At 63.1% G+C, this 20,756-nt stretch carries 14 protein-coding genes, 2 tRNA genes and 3 rRNA genes; 3 read left to right on the top strand and 16 right to left on the bottom strand.

Going from position 1 to position 20,756, the window contains the following annotated elements; translation table 11 throughout:
• Positions 1-278: 278 nt before the first annotated feature.
• From Hhyl6_RS10000 to Hhyl6_RS09955, 10 genes are all read right to left on the bottom strand, one after another.
• Complete coding sequence (locus Hhyl6_RS10000) at positions 279-1,724, bottom strand: FAD-binding oxidoreductase (RefSeq protein ID WP_483739046.1); 1,446 nt, start codon at positions 1,722-1,724, stop codon at positions 279-281.
• Positions 1,725-1,849: 125 nt separating this feature from the next.
• On the bottom strand, positions 1,850-2,323 hold the full coding sequence (locus Hhyl6_RS09995; protein ID WP_483739045.1) for a hypothetical protein: 474 nt from the start codon (positions 2,321-2,323) through the stop codon (positions 1,850-1,852).
• A gap of 242 nt (positions 2,324-2,565) precedes the next feature.
• Positions 2,566-3,699: a tyrosine-type recombinase/integrase gene (locus Hhyl6_RS09990; protein WP_483739044.1), complete on the bottom strand. Its 1,134-nt coding sequence runs from the start codon at positions 3,697-3,699 to the stop codon at positions 2,566-2,568.
• A 99-nt stretch (positions 3,700-3,798) separates the two neighbouring features.
• Positions 3,799-3,874 (bottom strand) — tRNA-Cys (locus tag Hhyl6_RS09985).
• Between the two features lie 46 nt (positions 3,875-3,920).
• Complete coding sequence (locus Hhyl6_RS09980) at positions 3,921-4,178, bottom strand: DUF5789 family protein (RefSeq protein WP_483739043.1); 258 nt, start codon at positions 4,176-4,178, stop codon at positions 3,921-3,923.
• 111 nt (positions 4,179-4,289) lie between these two features.
• Positions 4,290-4,412, bottom strand: a 5S ribosomal RNA gene (gene rrf, locus Hhyl6_RS09975).
• A gap of 130 nt (positions 4,413-4,542) precedes the next feature.
• Positions 4,543-7,470, bottom strand: a 23S ribosomal RNA gene (locus tag Hhyl6_RS09970).
• Between the two features lie 202 nt (positions 7,471-7,672).
• Positions 7,673-7,744, bottom strand: a tRNA-Ala gene (locus Hhyl6_RS09965).
• 103 nt (positions 7,745-7,847) lie between these two features.
• A 16S ribosomal RNA gene (locus Hhyl6_RS09960) occupies positions 7,848-9,318 on the bottom strand.
• The 16S, 23S and 5S rRNA genes sit together here with 1 tRNA gene alongside, the layout of an rRNA operon.
• A 584-nt stretch (positions 9,319-9,902) precedes the next feature.
• Positions 9,903-10,211 (bottom strand): non-histone chromosomal MC1 family protein, encoded by a 309-nt coding sequence (locus Hhyl6_RS09955; protein WP_483739042.1) that lies wholly within the window; start codon positions 10,209-10,211, stop codon positions 9,903-9,905.
• Between the two features lie 250 nt (positions 10,212-10,461).
• Here Hhyl6_RS09955 and Hhyl6_RS09950 point away from each other — a divergent pair, with 250 nt between their 5' ends.
• Genes Hhyl6_RS09950 through Hhyl6_RS09940 form a run of 3 tightly spaced genes read left to right on the top strand, consistent with a single transcriptional unit; the run spans position 10,462 to position 12,275 of the window.
• Positions 10,462-10,659, top strand: a complete 198-nt coding sequence (locus tag Hhyl6_RS09950) for a hypothetical protein (RefSeq protein WP_004516407.1) — start codon at positions 10,462-10,464, stop codon at positions 10,657-10,659.
• A gap of 51 nt (positions 10,660-10,710) precedes the next feature.
• Positions 10,711-11,763, top strand: coding sequence for a quinone-dependent dihydroorotate dehydrogenase (locus Hhyl6_RS09945; RefSeq protein ID WP_483739041.1), 1,053 nt, complete (start codon positions 10,711-10,713; stop codon positions 11,761-11,763).
• A 35-nt stretch (positions 11,764-11,798) separates the two neighbouring features.
• A complete protein-coding gene (locus Hhyl6_RS09940; protein WP_483739040.1) occupies positions 11,799-12,275 on the top strand; it encodes an RDD family protein in 477 nt (158 codons plus the stop codon).
• A 35-nt stretch (positions 12,276-12,310) separates the two neighbouring features.
• On the opposite strand, the gene pheT is transcribed toward Hhyl6_RS09940, so the two are convergent.
• The 6 genes from pheT to Hhyl6_RS09910 all read right to left on the bottom strand — a co-directional run bounded on the left by pheT (position 12,311) and on the right by Hhyl6_RS09910 (position 20,734).
• On the bottom strand, positions 12,311-14,044 hold the full coding sequence (gene pheT / locus Hhyl6_RS09935; protein WP_483739039.1) for a phenylalanine--tRNA ligase subunit beta: 1,734 nt from the start codon (positions 14,042-14,044) through the stop codon (positions 12,311-12,313).
• Entirely contained in the window at positions 14,044-15,555 is a 1,512-nt protein-coding gene (pheS, locus tag Hhyl6_RS09930; protein WP_483739038.1) for a phenylalanine--tRNA ligase subunit alpha, read from the bottom strand. Before pheS ends, pheT begins: the two co-directional genes overlap by 1 nt.
• Before the next feature lie 270 nt (positions 15,556-15,825).
• Positions 15,826-17,058, bottom strand: a complete 1,233-nt coding sequence (locus Hhyl6_RS09925) for a hypothetical protein (RefSeq protein WP_483739037.1) — start codon at positions 17,056-17,058, stop codon at positions 15,826-15,828.
• Positions 17,059-17,217: 159 nt separating this feature from the next.
• Positions 17,218-18,891, bottom strand: coding sequence for a tryptophan--tRNA ligase (locus Hhyl6_RS09920; RefSeq protein ID WP_483739036.1), 1,674 nt, complete (start codon positions 18,889-18,891; stop codon positions 17,218-17,220).
• Positions 18,892-18,981: 90 nt separating this feature from the next.
• Complete coding sequence (endA, locus tag Hhyl6_RS09915; protein ID WP_483739035.1) at positions 18,982-19,980, bottom strand: tRNA-intron lyase; 999 nt, start codon at positions 19,978-19,980, stop codon at positions 18,982-18,984.
• A gap of 31 nt (positions 19,981-20,011) precedes the next feature.
• Positions 20,012-20,734 (bottom strand): PDDEXK family nuclease, encoded by a 723-nt coding sequence (locus Hhyl6_RS09910; protein ID WP_483739034.1) that lies wholly within the window; start codon positions 20,732-20,734, stop codon positions 20,012-20,014.
• Positions 20,735-20,756: the final 22 nt, after the last annotated feature.

Here is a 20,756-nt window from a genome sequence, read left to right as displayed (position 1 = left end):
GAGTGGTTATTGAGTTGGTGTATTTTCTCAGTAGGTGATCGAGAGTCCCTGCGCCAGCCGCTATACGCAGTGGCGATGTTCTATCGCTATTCAAAAATGGCTTATGCGACATCAACCGCACCACGTTACATCGGTGTTACTGGCGAGCGGGGCTGAGACGCCAACACCATCGATGACTCGACGTTCGCGTTCAAGCTCCCGCTCGGTGGCCCAGTAACTGCGAGGAGCGTTGCTCATATCTCCATCGTAGTCCCCAAACTGTGGACACACACCGAACGTCAGTCGGTCGTCGTCGGGTTCGACAGTTCCGTCGTGTCTGTCGGTTCGATGTTGACGTTATGGTGGAACACGTTCGACGGGTCGTACTGAGCTTTGACTTTGGCGAGTCGGTCGTAGTTCTCGGCGTACACTTGCGTCCCCCAATCCTCCCACTCTTGCTCCTCGACACCGGTGAAGCCGGAATACGAACCTTCTCCACCGGAATCGCGGAGTTGACGTTCGACATCGCGCACCCACTCGAACTCGGACTCGTTGTCGTAGTGTTCCCAGTTCGCCTCGACGGTGATCATGTACTGCTTGTCGTCCCACGCGAAGGCAGCATCCTCACCGTGACCGATGTTCCCGCCGAGCGGCCAGACGCCAATCGCATCGAGATCGCCGGGTGCGGCCTTCGTCTGCTCGGCGATAATGTCGTGGATCTCGTCGGTGAGGTCGTCGACGAAGACAGAGCGGTGGACGTAGTTGCGCCCCCACGGATACATTTGCGTGCCGAGGTCGTGAAGTACCTCGTAGGGCATCGGTTCGCTCATATCGACGATCGGTTCTGCGATCTCACGGAGTGGGGCGATGACTTCCATTCCCTCTTCGGGGTCGCCGGCGTAACAGCCGAGGATGGCGACCGCGTCCTGCCCGGCGGCCTCGTCCGGCATCGGGGGCAGGTTCGGGACATGGCCCGATAGAAGGATCGTGGTCAGTTCTTCGGGTGCATCTTCGATGACCTCGCGGTGAGTCTCCATCACCTCCTCGGTGTGTTCGGCGGGGTAGAACACACCGAGACCACCGACGATTGGGCCGACCTCGTACAGTTCGAACTCGAAACTAGCGATGACGCCGAAGTTTCCACCGCCACCGCGGACGGCCCAGAAGAGCACCTCGTTGTTGTCGGGCGATGCCTCGCGTATTTCGCCATCAGGCGTAACGATCTCGACGCTGCGGAGTGCGTCGATACCGAGGCCGTGCTTGCGGCGAATCCAACCAATGCCACCGCCGAGTGTGGATCCGGGGATACCGACGTCGCCGGCGCTACCGGTGGGTGTAGCGAGGCCGTACTCCTGCGTCTCGGCAAGCACATCCTCCGCGCGGGCTCCGGGGCCCACACGTGCGACCTTCGCCTCGGGATCGACATCGATGTCGTCCATATCTTCGAGGTCGACGACGAGACCGTTGTCGACCATCGCCGCGCCGGTCTGGTGATGTGACCCACCACGGACACTGATTTCGAGACCATTCTCCTGTGCGAAGTCGATGGCACGAGCAATGTCGGCACTACCCTGTGCTCGGACGATTACAGCGGGATACTTGTTCGCAAGACCATTCCAGACGTTGCGAGTATCGTTGTAGTCCTCGTGATCCGGGAGAATGAGATCGCCTCGAAGATCACTATCAAGGGATGGGATAGCATCCTCACCGAGTTCAGCGACAGTTCCTAGCGGGTGTTTCGTCATACATCGCCATTCGATGAACCAATTCCTCAGATAATCACCGGGTGAAATACTGTCTCAACGTGTGAAACACTTCAAGCGCGAACCCAGATGAGCCAGCGTACACGGAGGGAGGTGACCTCTTGCCGTTATGACCGAGTTGCGGACTTCGGTGTCTCATCTCCGAATTCGACCGCTGCGAGCACTAAGAAGCCGCCAATGTAGATTGTATTCTTGAGGATGTATGCCGCGAGCGTGTCGAAAAGCCACGGGAGTCCAAAGAGGAACGGCTCTTGGAAGTAGAATCCACGGCCGAGGCCGAGTACGACCAACGTCGTGATTTGGTGAACCAGAAACAGTGGAAGCACGAATTCCATATTCCGGGTGGCAAACAGTAAGCCGAGCGCCACCTCGTAGAGGCCGATGAATGCCTTTACCATCGTGAGGGTAATGCCGATCTCTGGTAACCCGATCAGATGAACGAGATTCCCGAGCTCACCACGAACTGGCGTCGAAAGCCCGGTGACGAGGGCTTGTATCTTCAGAGATCCATAATAGAGGAAGACAAAGCTGTACGCTCCGAACACGACGAGCGTGCCGTATTCGACGAAGTATTCGTTCACCAGATGCCGCCCAAACTGATGAAGGCGGGTTCGCGTCGCGCGTAGTCGTGGGCTATACCACCCTCTTGATTCCCCGTTGGACATGATATATGAGGCAAGTACGTGAGTCCTGTAGTAGTCACCCGTTGAGACGGTGTTTCATCGATTGAAGAGCCGTCTCGAACCGAGAATCACGAGTGGGAGATCTCGGACCGACGCCACTGGAAGGTGTCTGTTCGTCCTGCGGGACTGAGCAGGTATGCTCACATCCTGTCGAGAGCGTCCCTCCGCTCCTCTGGAGGAGCTTGATCGTATTTGAGTGTGGTCTGCGACGACTTGTGCCTGAGTTGTTGCTGCGTCGCACCGAGTCCGGCCTCGGCCGACATGTATGTCCCGACGGAGTGGCGGATAGAGTACCACGTCACGTCCCTGTCGATGTCAGTATATTCCAGCACACGACGGAAGAGGCCGTTGCACGAGCTTGACGAATAGGGATTACCACGACGGGTCAGCCAGATTTCGTCCCGTCCATCGTACCGCGTGTACGTTTGACGCTCGGTGAGCCAGCGGTCAAGGATGTCAGCAGTTTGTTCACCAAGCGCGACCGTCCAGTTCTCACGGTTCTTCGAAGACTCATCCTTTGGAATTCGCAGAACGGCGTTGTCGATGTCCACCCAGCCGGTTGTCGCCCGTCCAACCTCGGTCGGTCGAAGCCCAGCATCGAGGGTAGTGAAGATCATCGAGAGATACTTCCACGACCGCTCCTCCTTCCAGTCATCCTTTCCGATCTCGTCGAGTGGCCTGGCGAGGCGAACTGCGAGGAGTTTCTTGATGCGCTGACGTTCTTCGGGTGTGACGGATTTGTAGCTTGGAATCTCGTCGCCAAGTTCGAGGACACCCTCACGGAGCTGTTTACGTTCGTCTCGGGAGAGGTAGTCACGCGGCTGGCTGCTAGTGTCGTTCGTCGAGAAGGTGAGAGCAGGTTCCCAGTCGTGGCCTTCGCCGAGATCGTACGACCGCCATTTGAAAAGCATCTGGAGGGCCTTCTTGTACTTGTTCGCAGTCGACCGTGACAGGTCATCTCGGTAGGCCAACTCCTTGAGGTACTGATCTGCCTGCTCTTCGGTGACGTGCGTGGTATATCCGTCCGACGCGTTGTTCCAGACCCATCGGTAGAAGCGGTCGATGTGACCCGCACGGACACGGATGGTGTCCTCGGAGTACCCGACCGCCTCATCGGGGTCTTTCCCGAGGTTGAGGCACCAGCGGAGCATCCGCTTGCGGTGGTGCTGGTAGTCGGTAATTTGCTTCTCGTTCAATTCAACCTTGGACGGCTGGGTGGCCGTTGGGATTCCCTGAACCACCGCCTCGCCGTCTTGCGATTTGTCGCGGCTCATAGTAGTCAATCCTACCGTGAGCGGCCCCTTTCGGGGTTTTGTGACCACAACTACCTTTGGCGAAAAATGGCTTTAGAACCCTTGAGGGCGATGAAATCAAGCCAAGGGCCGGATTTGAACCGGCGATGGGCGGCTCTGCAGGCCGCTGCGTTAGGCCGGACTCTGCCACCTTGGCGCAGTTAGTCGTAGTAAATTCGGTCGCTTAAGGCTAGCGAATTCGACTAGCCCTCTCCCTCCGACTGTCCCGGTTCACCAACTCCTTCGACAGGAACGACGTTGAGTATGGAGGTCTGTGCGTCTTCCGCCGAGTCGAAACGGTCGCTCTCGATACGGTCGAGGACCGCCGACAGGGGCTCAGTCCCGTCGGCGTAGAGGAGTGTGACATCCTCGAACTGGGACCGGGCGACGTCCGCGTCGAGCGGATACGTCGCCTCGTTGAGTACCTCCGTGAGTTCGTTGAGTTTGACCTCGCGTGACATACAGAGGCGTGGCTTCCCGGTCGCATAGTTACCTACAACTTATGCGTGGACGGGACCCCAGAGAACTGCTGATGGCTCTCTCGGACGAGTGAATGAGTGAATGAATATGAATGGTGGCGGCGAACCGAGTTTCCCAGAGGCTCGCGCACTCCAGTACTCACCGGAACGCTGGTGGGCTTATCTTCCGTGTTCGGGATGGGTACGGGAGGCAACCCCACCGCTATGGCCGCCTAACGCCGAGTCACGGAATCGAACCGTGATACACCAGTCTCGGTCGGTCAACCTTGCGTACGTGCGATCCAGTTTGCGCCTGGACTCGTTCAGCGCGACGAGCAATCGTCGGTGAATCGAGTCACAGTGCGTATGAATGATGGCTTCGAGTTGTTAGTTCTCGTGGGCTCAACACTTCGTTACCTCAGTGCGTACACCCCGAGTCTATCGACCGCGTCTTCTACGCGGACTCTCTGCGGTGTCTCTTTTCCAGGTGGGTTTCGAGCTTAGATGCGTTCAGCTCTTACCCCGTGCCGCGTGGCTACCCGGCGACTGCCCTCTCGGACAACCGGTACACCAGTGGCGGCCAATCGTAGTTCCTCTCGTACTATACGATCGTTCCCGTCAGACACCATGACACACCCAATAGATAGCAGCCGACCTGTCTCACGACGGTCTAAACCCAGCTCACGACCTCCTTTAATAGGCGAACAACCTCACCCTTGCCCGCTTCTGCACGGGCAGGATGGAGGGAACCGACATCGAGGTAGCAAGCCACTCGGTCGATATGTGCTCTTGCGAGTGACGACTCTGTTATCCCTAGGGTAGCTTTTCTGTCATCAATTGCCCGCATCAAGCAGGCTAATTGGTTCGCTAGACCACGCTTTCGCGTCAGCGTTCCTCGTTGGGAAGAACACTGTCAAGCTATCTTTTGCTCTTGCACTCTTCGCCGGGTCTCTGTCCCGGCTGAGATAGCCTTAGGGCGCGCTCGATATCTTTTCGAGCGCGTACCGCCCCAGTCAAACTGCCCGGCTACCGGTGTCCTCCTCCCGGAGTGAGAGTCGCAGTCACCGACGGGTAGTATTTCACTGATGCCTCGGTGGCCCGCTAGCGCGGGTACCTGTGTAATGGCTCCTACCTATGCTGCACATCGGCGACCACGTCTCAGCGACAGCCTGCAGTAAAGCTCCATAGGGTCTTCGCTTCCCCTTGGGTGTCTCCAGACTCCGCACTGGAATGTACAGTTCACCGGGCCCAACGTTGGGACAGTGATGCTCTGGTTAATCCATTCATGCAAGCCGCTACTGATGCGGCAAGGTACTACGCTACCTTAAGAGGGTCATAGTTACCCCCGCCGTTGACAGGTCCTTCGTCCTCTTGTACGAGGTGTTCAGATACCTGCACTGGGCAGGATTCAGTGACCGTACGAGTCCTTGCGGATTTGCGGTCACCTATGTTGTTACTAGACAGTCCGAGCATCCGAGTCACTGCGACCTGCTCCGTTCCGGAGCAGGCATCCCTTATCGCGAACTTACGGGACTAACTTGCCGAATTCCCTAACGTCGGTTGCTCCCGACAGGCCGTGGCTTTCGCCGCCATGGACACCTGTGTCGGTTCTCGGTACGGACATCATACTCGTCTTTTCACGGGCCCCAGGTTGAATCACGTTTCCCTATCCCGCCGTTCGTCCGCTTCCTGCCGTTACGGCTTCCACGGAGTTGGACGGTTCGACCGGGCGAAAGCCCGGTGTGATCGACCCCAGGGCGTCGACTTTCACTGTATGATGGCACGGGAATATTAACCCGTTTCCCATTTCGTCTCAGTCGAGTTGCGGTGAGACTTAGGACCGGCTAACCCTCAGCTGATCAGCAGTGCTGAGGAACCCTTATCCATAAGGCCGTCGGGGTTCTCACCCGACTATCGCTGCTACTATGGCCAGGATTTTCGTCACTCATCGGTCCACAGGAGTTCTCACCCCTGCTTCCATCCAATGAGAGCGCCAATCTACTCGGTCACCCTGTGACGGGTGCGGGCAGGTCTCGGTGGTGGATTTGAGTCCCGATCATTTTGGGCGCCTCAAACCTCGGCCGGTAAGCTGTTACGCTTTTCTTAGAGGGTAGCTGCTTCTAAGCTCACCTCCCGGCTGTCTAGGGCTCGAGACCACCTTCAGAGGATTACACTTAATCCACACTTGGGGACCTTAACCTACCTCTGGGTTGTTCCCCTCCTGGTGCACAGGCTTACCCCGCACACCGGAATCCCCGCGTCGACGGCGTTCGTAGGTTTGGAGTTTGACAGGTGTGCCGACTCCTCTCGGAGGCGGTCACACCAATCGGTCGCTCTACCCCACGAACTACCTCGGCGGAGGTCATGCTTCGACATGTTTCGATTGGAACCAGCTGTTGCCGGACTCGATGGGCCTTTCACCCCTACACATAGATCACGAGAGGGTATTGTAGGACACCAACTCTAACAGGCCTCCACGTGCCTTTCGGCACGCTTCACCTTGTCCATGCGTAGATCGTCCGGATTCGGGTCGTGTCCGAGTGGCTCCCCGCCCTTGAAGACGGCGGCCCTCGCCGTGAGGCTGCGGCCATGTCGGTTTCCCTGTGCCTCCCCGGATGCTCCGGTTAGACTTGCCAATCAGACACACTCCCTGGCTCGTTTTTCAAAACGTACGACAGAACATCGGCTTCCCGTGAGTCTTACTGTGTCCTCGCGGACAGGTCATTCGTCACGGGACCTTGTATGCCCCGTCGCTCCATCGCCAACTGAGTTCAAGCTCTATTTCACCTCCCTTCTGAGGGTACTTTGCAGCGTTCGTTCACACTACTTGTGCACTATCGGTCTCGAGGAGTGTTTAGCCTTCGCAGTCGATGCCTGCGACGTTCGCGAGGGATATCCAACCCCCGCTACTCCGGAACTGACGCACAGCGTACTGACCTTCATTACGGGGTTGTCACCCTGTATCACGCCCTGTTCCAAGGGACTTCATGAAGATGGTCTGCTGATGAGAGTCAGTCCAAACACCACATTGGTCGTGAGACCTTCGGTTTGGGCTGTATCGCGTTCACTCGCGGTTACTGACGACATCACGTTGCGTTTTCTTTTCCTCCCGATACTGAGATGTTTCAGTTCTCGGGGTTCCTCATTGCGCGAAGCAATTGCTGAGGAGATTCTCATTCGGACATCCTGAGTTCTTTGCCTCCGTGCGGCTCCCTCAGGCTTTTCGCAGCTTGGCACGTCCTTCTTCAGCTCTCGAGCCGAGCTATCCACCAGCTGGCATAGTAGCCAACGTCGTTGTGACTCGCTAAACTGAACGAGTCCAGTGGACGCCTGGATCGCACGTACACACGGTTTCATCCTCGCCCCCAAGGTGGTAGATGGTAGGCGAATCGACCCTTCCCAATCGCGGTTTCACCCGGATTGGTGCATCAGTCGTCGTACCATATCCCATCGCCGTCCCACACTTAAGGGGCACGGTTCGGGGCTGGCACGTGTCATGGACCCACTGGGATTTGAACCCAGGGCTTCCGCCTTGCAAAGGCGGCGCTCTGCCGCTGAGCTATGGGCCCGGCAGATCCGCAAGTGTTAGCCCTGATAGTTCATAGGTGCCCGGACGGCGAGTGTCCTCGAACACCATAGGTGGGCTGGGGCAGAGCCCCAGTCCCGATCAGTAGGAGGTGATCCAGCCACAGATTCCTCTACGGCTACCTTGTTACGACTTAAGCCCCCTTGCGGAGCCCAGATTCGACCAGCGCTTGCTGGCCTCATCCGGACCCCACTCGGGTGCTTTGACGGGCGGTGTGTGCAAGGAGCAGGGACGTATTCACCGCGCGCTTCTGACACGCGATTACTACCGAATCCAGCTTCATGCGGGCGAGTTTCAGCCCGCAATCCGAACTACGACTACGTTTGGAGATTAGCTCCACCTCTCGGTGTCGCATCCCACTGTCATAGCCATTGTAGCCCGCGTGTTGCCCGGTCCATTCGGGGCATACTGACCTACCGTTGCCCGTTCCTTCCTCCGCTTTAGCAGCGGCAGTCTCCGTAGTGTACCCGACTACCTCGAGGGTATCGCTGGCAACTACGGATGCGGGTCTCGCTCGTTGCCTGACTTAACAGGACGCCTCACGGTACGAGCTGACGGCGGCCATGCACCTCCTCTCAACAGCTCGAGTAAGGTCGTCAACCTGACTGTCGTGACTGTTGTCGGGACCGGTGAGATGTCCGGCGTTGAGTCCAATTAAACCGCAGGCTCCTCCGGTTGTGGTGCTCCCCCGCCAATTCCTTTAAGTTTCATCCTTGCAGACGTACTTCCCAGGCGGCTCGCTTCTCGGCTTCCCTAGGGCGCAGCGCAGGCTCGTAGCCTGCGGCACACCGAGCGAGCATCGTTTACAGCTAGGACTACCCGGGTATCTAATCCGGTTCGAGACCCTAGCTTTCGTCCCTCACCGTCGGGTCCGTCTTCCTGAGGTGCTTTCGCCATTGGTGGTCCGTCCAGGATTACAGGATTTCACTCCTACCCCGGACGTACCCCTCAGGTCTTCCGGCCCCAAGCCAGACAGTTTCCGCTGGACGCCGACGCGTTGAGCGCGTCGATTTCCCAACGGACTTGTCCGGCCGGCTACGGACGCTTTAGGCCCAATAATATCGGCCATCACTCGTGCTGCCGGTATTACCGCGGCGGCTGGCACCGGTCTTGCCCAGCACTTGTTCCTGTACCTCCCTACGGTACAGAAAAGCGAGGACTATATGCCCTCGCACTCGGAGTCCCCTTATCGCACTGTCGTGCAGTGTAAAGGTTTCGCGCCTGCTGCGCCCCGTAGGGCCCGGAATCTTGTCTCAGATTCCGTCTCCGGGCTCTTGCTCTCACAACCCGTACCGATTATTGGCATGGTGGGCCGTTACCCCACCATCTACCTAATCGGCCGCAGCCACATCCTATGGCGCCGGGGCGTTTCCAGCTCTCGGCACTCCAGCGTGAGAGCTGTATCAGGGATTAGCCTCAGTTTCCCGAGGTTGTCCCTGTCCATAGGGTAGTTTGGCCACGTGTTACTGAGCTATACGCCGCGAGTCTAAACTCGCGCGACTAGCATGGCTAAGTCGGACTCCGATAGCAATGGCCTCCGGCAGGATCAACCGGAATGTATCCCGGCACAAGGCCGGGAGGGTTAGGCGGGATCACACCCGTAAGGGTGTGGTCGCTATCGAAGGGTGTTCGAGGACACCCGTCGACCGGGTGTCACCGAACTATCAGGGCTAACATCAGATCCCATCTTGACGGCGGACCGCAGGGGTGGAATCCTCATTTCTCCGGACCTGTATGTTGTCCCGAGGCCATCTTAAAGGCTTCGAGTTCCGATTGCGAGTTGCCTCGCCGCAGTCCAGTTCGGGCGGGTGTCGTCGGCCGCGACCGAAGCGCGTCGCCTCGGTCGAGGAGCGTCGTCCCGCGCCGCGTTCACAAAAGAGTCCGATGGGTGTCCCACATTTAAACTCGTCGGACCGCGACGACTACGTCAGGCGATTACACGAGTGAGAGAGCCACAGACGTAGCGCGCGAGTGCGACCCACGACACAGGTCGAATTCCGGGAGAGTGCTGCGGTGAAGTGAGCATCGACAGCGAGACGCCCATCCGGTCGCCATCCAGTGACGACGTTCGGCGGTACGCGCACGCGCTTGAGTAGTGACTACTCAGTCCATCGGCGAAAAATCCCGTTCTGGCCGACGCCTCAGATGTCGTCGAGGTGCTCGACGCCCTGTTTCGAGACGTTCCCTTTGGTGATGTCGCCCGGCATCCAGTCGGGTTTGTCGTCGGGAGCCTCCTCGACCCACGCCCACGCCTCGTAGATGTGGACCTTGTGGGTGCCTTTCTCCCGGAGTCGTATCTCTTGTCGGTCGGCTTCGTCTTCGCTGTCGGCCGGGTCGAGCCGTCGGGCTGCCTTCAGTGCAGCCTGTCGGGGAGTCCCGCCTGAGAAGACGCTCGATTCGTCACCATCCTCACGGAGCGCAAAGTTGCGCTTGTCACTGTCACGTGCCATGGTTTTCACCGCTCCATGTCAATTCAGCACATGGCCCATTATAAATATACCCCCCAATCCGGCCTCCGTCCCGCGGTACGTTTATATACTAGAAGATGCTCCGATGGATATCGGCCGAGATACGGCCCGAAACCGGGGGTGAATCTGCGCGAGACGGCGCGCGCGCACCCGCCACCGCCCGCCGTCGGGCGACACCGCGCACGGTAGACTTAAGTGTATCCTACGGCGATGCACGGAATAGGATAGCGCGATGGTGCGAAAAAAGAAGCTCAGCCCGAGTGGCGCCAAAGACGAAGACGGCGAGTACCACAACGTCCACATCAACATCCACGAAGACGAACTCGCCGTCGCCGGAATGGAGATAGGCGACGAGGTGTTCGTCCGGGTGCGCGACAACAAGATTATCATCCAGAAAGCCGACCCCGAAGAGGTCGAACACGACTTCTAACTGCCCGTCACCGGTGTCGCGACGCCACCGAGACGGTGTTCGAGGACGCTCATGAGACTCTACGATATAGCGAAACCGGCCCTGTTCTCGCTGCCAGCAGAGACAGCTAACAACGGCGTCCACACGCTACTCGAAGCGGTGCAGGGGACGCCACTCGCCGACGCGATGGCCCGACGGTACACCGTCTCCGACGACCGGCTAGCGGTCGAGGCCTTCGGACAGTCCTTCGACAACCCCGTCGGCGTCGCCGCGGGGTTCGACAAGAACGCGACCATCCCGTCGGTACTCGCGGCACTGGGGTTCGGATTCGCCGAAGTCGGCGGCGTCACCGCCGAACCACAGACCGGGAACGCTCGGCCGCGGATGTTTCGACTCCGCGAGGACGAGGGCATCATCAACCGCATGGGGCTGAACAACGACGGCGCGGACGTCGTCGGCGAGCGACTGGCCGAGACTGATGCACCGATTCCGCTCGGAGTCAACATCGCCAAGAGCGAACACGTCGGGACGGCCGACGCACCGGCGGACTACCGGTATACCTACGAGCGAGTCGCCGAGGGCGGGGACTTCTTCGTCGTGAACGTCTCCTGCCCGAACTCACAGGGTTTCGAGGAACTACAGAACCGGGACGCGATGGAAGCCATCTTCACGGAACTGCAAGAGGCCGGCGCGTCGCCGTTGCTCGTGAAACTCTCGCCGGACCTCCCCGAACCGGCCGTCGAGGACACGCTGGACCTCGTGACCGAGTTGGGACTGGACGGCGTCGTCGCCACGAACACCTCCACGGAGCGACCGGCCAGTCTCCGCTCGCCCAACGCCAGCGAGCAGGGGGGCCTCTCGGGGAAACCCATCGAGGGACAGGCGACCCGAATGGTCCGCTTCGTCGCCGAGCGGGTGGACGTGCCGGTCGTGGGCGTCGGCGGCGTCTCCAGCGCTGAGGGTGCCTACCGGAAGATTCGTGCCGGGGCCTCGCTCGTCCAGTTGTACACCGGCCTCGTCTACAACGGGCCCTCGACCGCCCGAGACATCAACCGTGGACTGCTGGAACTGCTGGAGCGAGACGGCTTCGACAGCGTCGAGGAAGCCGTCGGTGCCGACCTGTAGCGAACGTTGAAGTGACGGGTCGGAGAAACCGGAGCATGGCCGACGACCCCCGTACGCTCCACATCGCCTCCTGGGACGACCGATTTCTGGCGTGGCTCGTCGACGTGCTACTCGTCGGCGCCGTCCTCGCCGCTCTCGGCGAAGTCGCGGGCGTCTTCGCACTGCTTACCGGCAGCCTCTCGGTGACCACGCCCGTCGCCGGCGTGAACGGACTCGCACTCTTCCTCTACTGGACGGTCCTCGAAGGCCGGAGCGGGCAGTCGGCCGGCAAGATGGTGCTGGGCATCGCCGTCACCGACGAGCGCGGCGACCCGATAGACTACGGGACGGCGGCCATCGAGAGCTTCGGGAAGGCGTTCCTGCTTCCGTTGGACCTCCTCATCGGCTGGCTCGCCTACGAGAAAGAGGGGCTGCGGCTGTTCAACAGGCTCTCCTCGACCATCGTCGTCGAGACGGGTGACGCGGACGACCGGCCGAGCGACGTGGAGTACGTCTACCCGAGCGAACGATAGGGGAACCGCTGACGGCACGCCCTGCCGTTCGCGAGTTACTCGAGCGCGTCTAGCCGGAACTCGAACGCCGCCACCGGCAGTTCGAGGTCGTGGTCGACGAGTACCTTCGGGTGTACCTCGCCGACGACGCCGACCGACTCGCCGTCGAGGACGACTTCGGCCGCTCGGCCGTCGATGAACGAGGGGTGGGTCGTCGGCGGCGTCCGGAGGTCCTTGCCGAACGCCTCGGCGATGGCCTGCAGACGTGCCTTCGCGTCCTCGTAGGAGGCGTCGGTGCGCGCGAGAGCGCCCGCGACGGTCCGGTGTTCGGCGACGCCGGTGTTCTGCGAGTCGTCGAGTCCAGCCGCGAGACCGATTTCCGCGAGGTCCTGCGGGTAGCGCCGGTGCGTGTTGTTCTCCAGCACCATCATGAGCGACGGGAGCGCCCACGTGCGAAGGATGGTGTAGTCCTCGCTGTACGGTTCTTGGATGGTGACCGGGTCGGCCGCACCGACGCAGTCGTCGTCGGGAGCGACGTTCATGCGGTCGAAGTTCTCCGTCTCGTTGGTCATGTGGAAGTTCAGCAGGTCCTCGAACCCGAGGCCGACGAGGGTGTCGCGGGCGGCGTCCTCCAGTCGGGACCGCTCGTGGCGGCCGCCGACCGTCGAGACGTCGGGGTAGGTCGGTTCGAGGCTGTTGAACCCGAGCGCCCGCCCGATGTCGTCGATGACGTCCAGCGGGTGGATGACGTCGACGCGGTAGGGCGGAATCTCCACCTCGAAGGCGATGCCGTCCTCGCTCCGCGCCTCGGTGGCGTCCAGTCCGGCACGTTCGGCGTAGTCGACGACCTCTCGGGGGTCGAGGTCGACGCCGAGGATGCTCTCGACGCGGTCGAGCGTGACCGTCTTCGTCCGCACCTCGAAGTCCGGGCGCTCCAGCGTGCGGCCGGCGTACTCGCCGGGCGCGTCGTCGGCGTACTCGACCTCGACGCGTTCGACCTTGCCGCCGCGGGCTTCCAGCGCGTAGCAGACGATGTTACACATCCGGTCGATGGTCCACTGGTCGGTCCCGGTCATCTCGACGAACAGGTCCCGCGAGTCCTCGGAGACCTCGGTCCGCCGGCCGTTGATGACAGGCGGGAACGAGAACAGACCGATGGCGTCGTAGATGGCCGGTACGCGGTCGAAGTCGGCCACGAGGTCGCCGTAGGTCTGGCCGGTCTCGTGGTCGGCAATCACTTCGTTGGGGGTCATCTCCCGGTCGGCGTCCAGCGGCACGAACGTCGCCTCGTCGGGGTCGGCGCTCGTGTACGTGATGGACTTGCCGGTGCCCTCGGTGGCGGCCTCGCCTTTGAGCATCGTGAGGTCGTGGACGCCGATGGCACCCTTCGCGCGCTTGCGGCCCATCGTCGCGTGGAGTTTCTCCTGGAGTTGAATCAGGGACTCCAGGGCGTCCTCGCCCATGTCGAGGCCCCGGACGACGGCCCCGGTGACGTACGGGCGTTCCTCGGGTTGGTCCTCGACTTCGATGGTCCACTCGGCGCTGTTCGTGGTGGGGACGTAGACGCCGCGGTCGTCGCCGTAGTGATAGCGCAGCGACCGGGCGACGCCCTCGACCGAGAGGCGGTCGAGGCGGTCGGGGGCGAACTCCAGTTGGAACTCGTCGTCCTCGGTCCAGCCCTCGAACTCCAGTCCGAGGTCGAACAGGTCCGACTTGAGTTCCTCGTCGTCCTTCTCGTCGTGGCCGGTGAGATGGCGCAGTTCGTCGGGGTCGACGTCGACGACGGGCATCAGTGCATCACCTCCGTCTCCCGCAACAGGTCCAAGTCACAGAGCGTCCCGTGCACGTCGCGGATGTCCTCGAAGCCGTACATGAGCATGAGTAGTCGTTCGAGCGAGAGCCCCCACGCCATCACGTCGCAGTCGACCCCCAGCGGGTCCAGCACCTCGTCGCGGAAGATGCCGGAGTTCCCGACCTCGACGACCTCGCCGGTCTCGGGGTGGGTCCCGAACAGTTCGAAACTCGGCTCGGTGTAGGGGTTGTAGTGCGGTTTGAACTCCAGGTCGGTGATGCCGAACTGCTCGTAGAACTCCGTGAACGTCCCCATCAGGTCCCGCACGGAGAGGTCCTCGGCCATCACCCAGCCCTCTATCTGGAAGAACTCCAGCAGGTGGGTCGGGTCCAGCGTGTCGTTTCGGTACACCTTCTCGACGCTGAAGAACCGTTTCGGGGGCTCCAACTCGCCGATTTCGTGTCCCGAGAGGTAGCGCATGGACAGGGAGGTGGTGTGTCCGCGGAGGTCCAGTCCGCGGGCGACCGACTCTTCCCACGGCGAGTGGTAGCCCTCGCCGTCGGGACCGACGCCGTTCAGGTGCGCCGAGCGCACCCGCTCGACGAGGTCCTCGGGAAGGTCCTTGATTTCGTCCGGTTGGGAGAGCGCGAACTGGTCCCAGTGGGTTCTGGCCGGGTGGTCCTGCGGCATGAACAGGCAGTCGTTTATCCAGAACTGGGCGTCGACGTGCGGGCCCTCCATCTCCTGGAAGCCCATGCCGACGAGCGTGTCCTTCACGCGGTTGGCCGTCTGCCGGAGGATGTGTTCCTTGCCGTGAGGGGCGTCCTCGGCGTCCGCTTCGACGTTGTACTCGGTGAATTCGACGTCTTCCCACTCGCCGCTGGTGAGCAGTTCGGGGGTGAGTTGGTCGACCGTCTCGGCGGCCTCGACGCCCTCCATCAGCGCGGTGACGCCGTCGTCGGTGAGGCGCACCGAGCGGACAGTCTCCTCGCTGATTTCCAGCAGACCGCGCCGTTCCAGTTGGTCGACGGCGTCGGCGTCGGCGTCCTCGGGCCGACCGTCGGCGACGGCTTCGAGCGCGTGCATCTCTCGGTCGCGGCCGACGTCGGCGTCGGCGTCGGCCGTTATCTCGCCGCTGTCGATGCGGCCGTACCCCTTGCGAGCGTAGTTCGAGAGGGCGATGTCGACGGCACCCCCTTCGAGGCCGGACGCGCCGATGACCTGTCCCATCCCGACCGGGTCCTCGTCGGCCCCGGCGTCGAGTGCGGCCTCGTAGAGGTCCTGTTCGGGGAGGCTCTCGCGGACGTAGCGCTCGCCCTCCTCGGTCAGGTCGTAGTGTTCGAGGGTCGCCTCGGTGACGGCCACGAGGCCGTCGGCTTCCAGTTCGAAAGCCGCTCGCGTGGCCGCCTCGGGTTTGAGACCCGCTTCCTCGGCCACCTCGTCGATTCGTCTGTCCTCCTGTGCGTCGGCGGCCTGTAGGACGGCCACCTGTGCCTGTGGTCGTTTCATACGGGTGTCTCGGTCGTTGTCGGGAAATAGCGCGGGTCGCTCAGTTAACGGTTCTCACTTTCCGCCGAGTGGTTTCGTCGGGACCAACTCCCCGGTTGGTCCCGAATCCGCCACTCGTCAGGCGACGGCGAAGAAGAAGCCGAACCCCGGAGCGCGAACTGGCTGGCGAGCGACGCCGGCACGGTGGGATTCGGGTGCCATGTGTGAGCGGTCGTGATACGGCGCTAAAAACGTTGTGTCGCCCGCCCCCCACGGCGATGTGAGCCGACGTTACACCGGGAACAGGACGAACCCGCGGAACTCGAAGTCCGCGTCCTCGTCCTCGCGGAGGATGGCGCGTGCGCCCTGTCCGGTGCGGGCCACGGCCAGTTCGTCGTGGTCGTCGCCGTCCATGTCGCCGAGGGCGGCGTCGATTGCGTAGCCGTCCTCGTCCCAGTCGGCCCCGTTCGTGAACAGCAACTCGAAGTCCGCGTCCTCGTCCTCGTGGACGAAGTAGCGGACGTTCGACTCGGCCCGGCGGGTGACCACGAGTTCGTCGTAGCCGTCGTCGTCAACGTCGCCGAAGTCGATGGCGGTGGCGTAGGCGTTCCGCCCCCAGTTTCGGCCGGCAGCCAGCGTCCGTTCGAAGTCGGCGTCGGCGTCCTCGAAGACGAAAAACCGGGCGTTCGACCTCGCTCGCCGGGTGACGCCGAGTTCCTCGTAGCCGTCGTCGTCCACGTCGCCAAAGGCGAGGTCGGTCGGGTAGCTGTCCGACCCCCACTCCCGGCCGCCGCGGAACAGCACGTCGAAGTCCTCGTCGGCGTCGTCGTGGACGAAGAAGCGTGCGTTCCCGCTGGCCCGTCGACCGACCGCGAGTTCGTCCACCCCGTCGTCGTCCACGTCGCCGGCCGCCAGCGCCGAGGTGGCGATTCCCCGACCCCAGTTGCGCCCGCCGCGGAGCAGTACGTCCTCGTCCTCGTAGTCGACGACGAAGAAACGGGCGTTGCGTCTGGCCGACCGTCCCACCGCGAGTTCGTCTACCCCGTCGGCGTCGAAGTCGCCCGCCGCGAGCGCCGTCGTGTCGGCGTCCGACCCCCACTCCTGCCCCGCCGCGAGGAGGCGGTCGAAGTCCTCGTCGGCGTCGTCGTAGACGAAGAAGCGGGCGTTGCCGCTCGCCCGTCGGCCCACGGCGAGTTCGTCGGCCCCGTCGTCGTCGAAATCTCCGAACACGAGCGCCGTCGCGAAGGCGCTGTCGCCCCACTCGTCGCCGCCAGTGAACAACACCTCGAACTCCGCGTCCTCGTCGTCGAGGACCCAGAACCGCGGCCCGTCGTCTGTCCGGAGGGCGACGGCGACCTCGTCACGCCCGTCGTCGTCAACGTCCCCCCACGCGAGGGCCGTCGGCCCGTCCGGGAGGTCGTCGAGGGGAATCGGGATGGCCGTCACCTCGGACGCCCCGCCGCCGGCGAGGGCGGTTCCGCCGAGCGTTGCACCGGTGTACTGGAGGTAGTCCCGTCGCTGCATGGCACCCAATAGTTAGAACGTCGACAGTAAAACGGCGGAGTATCGTTCACGCTCGCACGGTCGCGGAATCGAGTCTTACCGCGCTTGTAAGCCGACCGAAAGCCGCCGCCGAGCGGGCTACTCCGTCGCTCGCCCGGTTTGTGTCGACCTACCGACCGTTCACGAGCGTTTTCGGTCCGAGTCGAGTTCGATGTCCAACTCGTCGAGTTTCTCCGCCCACTCGGCGCGCTTCTCTTGGTGCTCCTCGAGGAACTCCGCCATCAGTTCGGCGGCCTGTTCCTTACAGCCACCACAGAGTCGCTCGCCGCCGACGCACTCCTCGTACACCTCGGTCGCGAACTCGTCGTCGTCGCCCGAGAGGAGGTAGGCGTACAGTTCGTAGACGGGACACTCGTCGGCCTTCCCGCCCTTCTCTCGCTGTTCCTCGGCCGTCGCCCGGCCGCCGGTCGTCGCCGACTTCACCTTGTCGTAGCCGTCCTCGGGGTCGTCGAGCAGGGAGATGTGCGAGGCCGGCACCGACGAGGACATCTTCCCGCCGGTGAGGCCGGTCATGAACCGGTGGTAGATAGAGGAGGGCGGGAGGAAGCCGTAGCCGCCGTTGTCCAGTTCCACCTGCCGGGCGAGTTCCTCGGCCTCGGATTGCGAGAGGTCGAAGGCGTCGACGTGCTCGTCGTACACCCGCTTCTCGCCGTCGACGGCTTCGATGAGCGCCTCGAACGCCTCCTCGGTCGCCCGCCGGTCGAAGATTCGCGTCCGCGGGCGGAGCGGTTCCTTCCCGGCGTTTTCGAGCTTCTCGACGGCCGACTCGCGGGCGTCGGCCGGCGCTGGCTGGTGGTCCCGAAGCCACTCGGCCGCCTCGCCACACCGGGGCATCTCGGCGTCCTCGGCGTACGCCTCGCGGGCGTCGTAGGCCTGCCGAAGCAGGGGCCGTTCCTCGGCCCGGGCCTCGAAACTGGCGAACGCCTCGGTCACCCCGAAGTAGCGCATCCGCGCCGCCAAATCCCGGGCCAGTCGCATGTGCGGGTCCTGGTCAGGGCCGACGGGGATGACCGTCGGTTTCGGCCCGTCGAGTTGCGGGTAGAGGATGTCGGCCATCTGCGTGACGACCGACTGCATGTAGGAGATGTTCGTCTCGCCGTCGAAGTCGTAGATGGCCTGCAACTCCGAGGCGTTGGCCTCCGCGCCGAGTTCGAAGGCGAGGTCCTGCAGTTGTCGGTTCTCGGACTGGCGGTACAGTTCGCCCTCCTCGGGGTCGAAACCGAGCGCGAGCAAGGAGAGGACGTAGCTCCGGGCGTGTTCGTCTATCTCCTCCCACGTCAGACCGCGGGCGGCGTGGGCTTCGAGGTCGGCGATGAGGCCGTAGGCGTCGGCACCCTGCTGTTGGTGCCAGATTATCTCGTCGAACACCATCTTGTGGCCGATGTGGGGGTCGCCGGTCGGCATGAACCCCGAGAGAGCGGCGAACTCCTCGCCCTCGCGCATGGCTTCGGCGACCGGGCCGTAGTCACGGTGGCCGAAGATGACGCCCCGGCGCATCAGGTAGTGGGGGTTCGGCACCTCGGGAAGCACGTCGTCGAACTCCTCGATGCCGAACTGCTCGAACAGTTTGCGGTAGTCGGCGATGGTCGAGGAGCCCCACGGGTCGAGTTTGACCTCGTCGGCCCCGGCGGCGTCCGTCCCGCCGTCGGAGCGAAGTTCTGACGAGGCTCGCCTCGCGTCGCTCGGCTCACCGCCGTCAGCGCGGGTTTCGGTCGACTCCCGCCACGAGTCTCCCGACTGGCGGCGGTCCTCGTCGGGCGGTGCGTCGTCGTGGTGGGAGTCGCTGTCGGTCATGGTCGGATGACTGCGTACGTCATCGTTGGCTCCGGTCGGCGCAAAAAGGGTTCGCTTCGGGTCGCCGTCCGTCGGGCGGTCGCCCGCCGCTCAGGGCGTCAACCGCTGTACTTCGACCCACTCGACGCCCGCCTCGCCGACCAGCGCGAACACCATCGTCTTGCGCACGCCGTGGGCCAATCGCACGTCCAGCGCGAGGTCCCGCGGTTCGAAGGCGTGGTCGGCCGGCAACGCCCGCACCAGCAGTTCGGAGTGCCCGAGGTCGTCGACGCTCTCGACGTCGGCGTAGGTCCGGAAGTCAGCGCCGAACTTGAACCCGGTCTTCGGGACGACGCCCGCGTCCCGCAGGGCGGCGTAGACGGTCAGTCGGCGGTCGAAGCGTTCGCCCTCGACCTCGCGGCCGCGTTCGACGACGGCGTCTGGCCCCGCTCCGACGTGTAGGTCGCCCTCGCGAGCGAGGTAGGCCGCCTCGACCAGCGACAACTGCACGGCGTCCTCGTCGAGGCGCTGGCCGTAGAAGGCGCGTTCGTACACCCCACTCGGCGGGCCCCAGCACAGCACGCGTTCGGCCAACAACTCCCCCTCGACCGCCGGAACGGCCGCATCGCTGGTCCCGTCGACATCGCGTTCGCTCGTCTCGAGATACGTTATCTCGCTCTCCTCGTCGACGACGGCCAACACGCACTCCCCCAGTGACCTCGCCGGCACGTCGTCGCGTTCGCCGACGACGCGAACGCGATAGGCGACAGCGTCGTCCCACGGCCCCTTCCCGCGGGGGTACACCACGAAGTCAGCGCCGTGGGGGTCGTCGACCCACCCCTCGCGTGCGGGCGTGAGGTAGAACCCTCGGTCCCGCAGGTCCTTGTAGACGAGGAACTCGACCATGGAGACGGCCGAGGTGCCGAGCAGTTCGCGGAAGCCCATCCCGTCGACGCCCTCGATGTCGCCCCGATACAGCAGGTGGGCCGCCTCCACCGGCGCGAGGTCAAGGTCGCCGTTCCGAACGCGGCCGTACCCGCGGGAGTCGTAGAACCGCTCCCGGGCGCGGGTCCCCGCCCGGACGACGTCGCCGTCGAGCGTCAAGTCCATGGTCGGAGTGGCGTCCCCGTGGACAAAGCCCCTACGGGTCGGCGGCGCAGGTGCCGTCCAGACACCGCCGGCCGCCGGCCGTCTCGAACACCGGCAGGCCGCAGGCGCAGTCGTCGACGACGAGGCCCGACGGGAACGAGAATCCGGTGTCGCAGTCGGGATAGTTCGCGCATCCGGCGAGCAACCCTCCCCGGCGGAGGATTCGCAGGTCGCCGTCGCAGTCGGGACAGGACCACGCGCGGTCGAAGGCGGCGCTCACCCGGTCGTCCAGCGACTCACACCCGCGGTCCAGACAGAGTTCGAAGGCCTCGCCGCGCTCGACGCGCATCGTCGGGAGCCCACAGTCCCCACAGCGGCCGCCGGTGACGGTGGCGTCCGAGGGGAGGCCGTAGGCCGCCTCACAGTCGGTACAGGCGACGTCGCCCCGGGTCCGAACGAGCGTCCCGGTGCAGTCCGGACAGTCCGCTACCGGCACGCCCGCGTTCGAGGCCGGGAAGCGCGCGCTCCCGTGTTCCTCGTGGGCGACGACGCGGAGCAGTTCCTCTCCGTCTCTGGCGGTGACGACGCCGTCCTCGACGGCGACGCTCTCCGCGCGAGTGAGCCACGCGACGGGTTGGTACCCCTCCGCGTCGTGGACCAGTACCGTGTTGTCCGGTTTGACCACCACCAGCACGTCCCCGCGCTGTTCGCGCTCGCGGGACCCCTGGAAGACAGTCGTACACTCGCCGGCCATCACGCGCGTTCCGTCGTGCATAGACCGGGGTGGTTCCGTTCCC

This window comes from Haloarcula sp. H-hyl6 (assembly GCF_056934455.1).
This window is presented reverse-complemented; position numbering and strand designations above follow the sequence as displayed.